A 5,614-nucleotide genomic window follows, 5' to 3' on the forward strand; every position below is an offset into this window, starting at 1 on the left:
CGAACAGGTACTTGCGGCCGAAGCCTTCGACTTCGTAGGGCCGGCTTTCCTGGCCCTGGTAGCGCACGCCCCGCTCATCGGTGAGGTTGTTGGCGTCCATGAACAGCGAGAGGGTGTCATTGACCTGGTAGCGGACCGAGAGATCCAGGCGTGTGGTCTCGTCCCAGTAGAGGTTGGAGTTGGACGCGCTGCCGCTGGGGAACACCTCGTCCAGCCAGTCGCTACGGTACTGGTAGGTAAGACGGGTCGACAGACCGTACTTCTCGTAGAACAGGGTGGCGCCGATGATCCTATCCGAGGTGCCGGGGAACTCCACCGTCGCGCCGTCCGGGGTCTCGAACTCGCCCTTGGTGAGGGCCAGGCTGCCCTGGAAGCCGAAGCCGGAGGTCCAGCCCGGCAGGAAGGTCCAGGGCTGATAGTAGACAAACTCGACGCCGCTTAGGTGACCTTTGCCGCCGTTCAGAGTGGTGTTGAAGGTATAACCGCTGCGATTGACGCCGCCGAAGTCGTAGCTGTTGTCGCCCACAAGGGTGGAGGCGTCGAACAGTACGTCCTTGATCTCGCGATGATAGGCGCTAACCGCGAGCAGCGAGGCCGGAGCGAAGTACCATTCAGCCGTGAGGTCGACGCCGTAAGCGGTTTCCGCCGTCAGGAAGGGGTTGCCGCCGCTGATGGTCTGGGCCGAGTCGCTGACCGACACCGAGGCGCGCATGTCGGCAAGACTTGGCCGCGCCGCCCCGGTGATGAAGGCCGCCCTCAGCTTCACGTCGTCGGCATAGTCGAAGGTGTAGTGCAGGCTGGGGAAGACATGGGTCTCCTCGCTGTCGAAGTCGAGCGGAACCAACGCCGTCCCGGCGATGGCCAGGCCCTCGGTGGCCACCTTGGTGCGTTCAGCGCGGAGGCCGGCGATCAGGGTGTGGCGATCCCACTTCCAGCGGTTCATGGCGTAGGCGGAGGCCACGGTCTCGTCCACCGTATTGGCCGAACGCGGATCGAAGTCGAAGACGGCGAAATTGCCCGTACCGGCCTTGTTGGCGGCCCGCGCCGCCGTCATCAGCAGCCGCTGCTGATAGGCCCAGGCGGGGTTGTGGATGTAGTTGGCGGAGAAGCCGAAGTTGAAGTCGGTGTCCCAGGCGTTGGACGTTACAAAGCTGTTCGGATTCCACGGCAGGCCGAGTTGCGCGGCGACGTTGCGCAGATTGAAGCCGGAGCGGTTGTTGGAGACCACGGTGCCGTCGGCCCGCACCAGAGCGACGTCCTGATTGTCCTGGCTCCGGTCGTCATACTGGAAGCCGGCGCTGAAGGTGGCCTCGGCGCCGAAGCTGGTCCAGTCCCGATCGATGTCGAATTTGGCGGTGACGGCTTGGGTCTCCAGCCGCGAGCTGAACTCGGAGGCGAACTCCTCGGTCATGCTGAGTTGGTTGAGAGAGGTCCGCTGCGGCCCGCGGGTCAAAACTCCGCCGACGCTGACCGTGTCGTAGAGGATGGCGAACGGGATGCCTCCAGCAATGGCGTTCACCTGGAGTTGCAAGGAGGGTAGCAGCAGGGCGTTGGCCGCCGTCGGACGCCCCAGCCCCGTCGATGTCTGTTGGGCGGTGAGGGGCGTATAGGTGTTGAACTCAGTTGAGGTGTGGGCGAGGTTCCAGTCGATGTTCCAGTCGGAGAGCTTGTGCTCGCCGTGCAGCACGGTGAACCACACGCCGTTGGAGTAGACCCCGTCCTCGAACAGGAAGTCCTGTGGCACGCCGACCAGATCAGCGGTTTGGAAGTTTCGCGTTCCCGAGAAGGCGTTGCTGTACTGCAGGCGGAACTGGTTGCGTTCCTCGAAGTCGTTGAACTCGGTCTTCAGGTGCGAGAATGAGAAACGATTGTCGTCATTCGGAGCGTACTCAACCTTGGCAGAGTAAGATTCGGTCTGCCGGGTGATAATGTACTTGGTAACCCGCAGCTGGGTGATGCCGGTCGCGTCGAACCTGGGCTCGGAATTGTCCGTCTGTTGTTCGAAGGAATAATGCGAGCCGATCAGGCTGAAGCCCCAGGTGTCGTTGGCCCAGGACAGGCGGCCGGAATACTGTTTCACCGGTCCGTCGCCCAGATCGACCAAGCCGCCGCCAACGTCGAACGTGCCGTGGAAGCCCGGCATGCTCATGGGCGAGAAGGTCTCGATGTTCACCCGGCCGGCCAGGGATTCGGCGGGCATGTCGGGGAGCAGGGTCTTGTTCAGCACCACCTGGCTGATCTGGGCGGCGGGCACGGAGTCGAAGCGGAAGATCCGGTCCTCGGCGCCAAGGACATTGATGCCGTCGAGGGCGACGGTGGTCCAGCGGGTGGGCGCGCCGCGGATCTGGATGTAGCGCTCCTGGCCCTGGTCGCGCTGGACGCCGATGCCCGGCAGGCGCGCCAGGGCGCCGGCGGCCGTGGCGTCGGGGAAGCGGCCGATGGTGTCGGCGGCGATGACGTTGACGACGTTGTCGGCTTCCTTCTGGATGGCCAGAGACTTCTCAAGGCTTTCGCGGATCGGGGCGGTGACCACCAATTCCGAAACCTCACCGGCGTCCGCAGCGTCCGCCGCCGCGTCGGCCGCCCGCGCCGGCGAAACGCCAGCCAGTGTGATGACGAGTACAGATAGCGCCGCGCCGCAAAGCGCGATCTCGCGATGACTGTTCCGAGATTTCATGTTGACCCCTCCGGTGAGGAGAGCATCTCTAGGAGCCCACGGATTCGGTTAGGTCACGCTGGCGAGAAACATTGGTGATCGTCCCGCAATTTGTTGGACGTCGGCGGGCCGGCGCGAGGCGCGGCTAGAGACCGCCCTGGGCGAGGGGCTCGAGAAGCAGGTGATCAGGGCCTGATCGCGCAACGGAACCCGATGTGAGAGGTGCAGCTGTCGATGCTCTGGGCATGGCGCGCGGCCGGCCGGTAGCGCCGGCAGTAGGTAGGCGCGCAGAGGTGCGAGCCACCCTTCAGCACCTTGCGCGCAATTGTGGGGGCGTCGGGATCGAAGCTGTCGCCGCAGCAGGGTGAGGCGGTCGGGGAGGGGGCGGACCAACCGTCCCGGGTCCACTCCCAGACATTGCCGATCATGTCCGACAGGCCGTAGCCATTGGCCGGGAAGCTTCCCACCTTTGAGGTTCGGAAGCGGCCGTTCGGCTTGAGGCTCTGGTGGGGGAACCCACCCTGCCAGGTGTTGGCCATGAGCCAGCCCTTGGGGCTGAGCTCGTCGCCCCAGGCGAACTCGGTGTCCGTCAGACCGCCGCGGGCGGCGAACTCCCATTCGGCCTCGGTGGGCAGGTCGGCGCCGGCCCAGACGGCATAGGCCTCGACGTCGCTCCAGGCGACATGGACGACGGGGTGTTCCCAGAGCCCGGCGAGGCCGCTCTCGGGTCCCAGCGGGTGGCGCCAGTCGGCGCCGGCCGCATAGCGCCACCAGCCGCCGGGGTTGTCCAAGGGTACGGGGCCGGCGGGCGGGGTGAAGACCAGGGAGCCGGCCACCAGGCTTTCCCGCGGCGCGCCCGGATAGTCGGCTGGATTCGGGGCGATCTCGGCGAAGGTCGTCCAGCCGGTCTCGCGGACGAAGCGGGCGAACTGGCGGTTGGTGACCGGTGCGGTGTCGATCCAGAACCCGTCCACGCGAGCGTCGCGAGCGGGCGCCTCCTCGGCATAGTGATGATCTGACCCCATGCGGAAGGCGCCGCCCGGGATCCAGGTCATGCCGGGCCGGCGCGCGCCGGCGGCGATGGGCAGAGCGGGTCGGGTCTCTCGCATGGGCCTCTCCCTGTCGCGCATTGTCACCACCGGCGCCAAACCGTATCGCTCAAGGCGCGGGTCATGGCGACTCAGAGGATTGGGCATGGCTGATCACGAGGCGTGGTTCGCGGCCGGCGGCGGCATGGAGAGCGTGGCGGGGCTCATCTCGCCCCGCTCGGCGCGCGTCTTCATGAACGACGACTAGCCGGTGATGGCCCAGCGGTTCGACTACATCATTGTCGGCGGGGGCTCGGCCGGCTGCGTGCTGGCCAACCGGCTGTCGGCCGATCCCAAGACGCGGGTCCTGGTGCTGGAGGCCGGCGGCAAGGACGACTGGATCTGGTTCCACATCCCGGTGGGCTACCTGTTCTCCATCGGCAATCCGCGCGCCGACTGGATGTTCGAGACCCAGGCCATTCCGGGCCTGGCGGGGCGCAAGCTGGCCTATCCGCGCGGCAAGGTTATCGGCGGGTCCTCGGCCATCAACGCCATGATCTACATGCGCGGTCAGGCCGCCGACTATGAGGGCTGGCGCCAGAGGGGTCTCGCTGGCTGGGGCTGGGACGATGTCCTGCCGCTGTTCCTGGCCCAGGAGGACCACATCGCCCCGGTCGGCGACCACCACCGCAGCGGTGGTGAGTGGCGGGTGGAGCATCCGCGCATGCGCTGGGGCGTGCTGGACGCCTTCTCGGCCGCCGCCGAGATGGCGGGCATCCCCGTGGTGGCGGACTTCAACGGCGGCGACAATGAGGGTGTCGGCTACTTCCAGGTGAACCAGAAGGCCGGGCGGCGCTGGAGCGCGGCGCGGGGGTTCCTGAAACCCGTGTTGACCCGGCCGAACCTGAAGCTGGTGACCGGGGCGCAGGTGAGCCGTGTGCTGATCGAGAATGACCGCGCCGTGGGCGTGGCGTGGACGCAGGGGGCCGAGGCCTTCGAGGCGCGCGCCGACGGCGAGGTGGTGCTGGCCGCGGGCGCGGTGGGGACGCCGCAGATCCTGGAGCTGTCGGGGATTGGCGACGGCGGCCGGCTTTCGGCCCTGGGCGTCGAGACCGCCCACCATCTGCCGGGCGTCGGGGAAAACCTGCAGGATCACCTGCAGATCCGGCCCTATTACGGGGTCACCGGCGTGCCGACCATGAACGAGCTCTACGCCTCCTGGTGGCGGCGGCCGCTGATGGCGGCGGAATACGCCCTGTTCCGCAAGGGGCCGATGTCGATGGCGCCTTCGCAGCTGGGCGCCTTCGCCAGGTCCTCGCCCCACCAGGTGACGCCGAACCTGCAGTTCCATGTCCAGCCCCTGTCGCTGGAGCGGTTCGGGGAGGCGCTGCATGTGGCGCCGGCCATCACGGTCAGCGTCTGCAACCTGCGTCCCGCCAGCCGGGGCTCGATCCACGCCGCCAGCCCCGAACCTGGCGACGCCCCGCTGATCCAGCCCAACTACCTCTCGACGGTTGAGGATGAGCAGGTGGCGGTGGACGCCATGCGCCTGGTCCGGCGGATCGTCGCCCAGCCGCCCCTGGCGCGGTTCTCGCCGGTGGAGCGCCGACCTGGAGCCGAGGCGCAGAGCGACGACGAGCTGCTGGCGGCGGCCCGGACCCTGGGCACCACGATCTTTCATCCGGTGGGGACGGCCAGGATGGGGCTGGAGAGCGACCCCGGCGCGGTGGTGGACGCCCGCTTGCGGGTGCATGGGGTGGCGGGCCTGCGGATCGCCGACGCCTCTGTGATGCCGACCATCACCTCGGGCAACACCAACTCTCCCACCATGATGATCGCCGAGAAGGCCGCGCGGATGATGGTGGAGGACGCGCGGGGGTGAAGCGTGGGTTTCCTTCTCCCCTTGCGGGGTCGAGAGCGGGAGTTCGCC

Annotated in this window: 3 protein-coding genes; 1 reads left to right on the forward strand and 2 read right to left on the reverse strand. The window is 67.4% G+C overall.

What is annotated here, in order from left to right; all coding sequences use genetic code 11:
* Together RMO97_RS03940 and RMO97_RS03945 are read right to left on the reverse strand one after the other, a co-directional pair.
* Positions 1-2,677 (reverse strand): TonB-dependent receptor (locus RMO97_RS03940; RefSeq protein ID WP_310539239.1); only part of this gene is annotated, 2,677 nt, incomplete at its 3' end.
* 164 nt (positions 2,678-2,841) lie between these two features.
* Positions 2,842-3,765, reverse strand: coding sequence for a formylglycine-generating enzyme family protein (locus tag RMO97_RS03945; RefSeq protein WP_310539240.1), 924 nt, complete (start codon positions 3,763-3,765; stop codon positions 2,842-2,844).
* A gap of 193 nt (positions 3,766-3,958) precedes the next feature.
* Here RMO97_RS03945 and RMO97_RS03950 point away from each other — a divergent pair, with 193 nt between their 5' ends.
* On the forward strand, positions 3,959-5,566 hold the full coding sequence (locus tag RMO97_RS03950) for a GMC family oxidoreductase N-terminal domain-containing protein (protein WP_310539241.1): 1,608 nt from the start codon (positions 3,959-3,961) through the stop codon (positions 5,564-5,566).
* Positions 5,567-5,614: the final 48 nt, after the last annotated feature.

This window comes from Phenylobacterium sp., from assembly GCF_031425575.1.
In the GTDB taxonomy this organism is placed as follows: domain Bacteria; phylum Pseudomonadota; class Alphaproteobacteria; order Caulobacterales; family Caulobacteraceae; genus Phenylobacterium.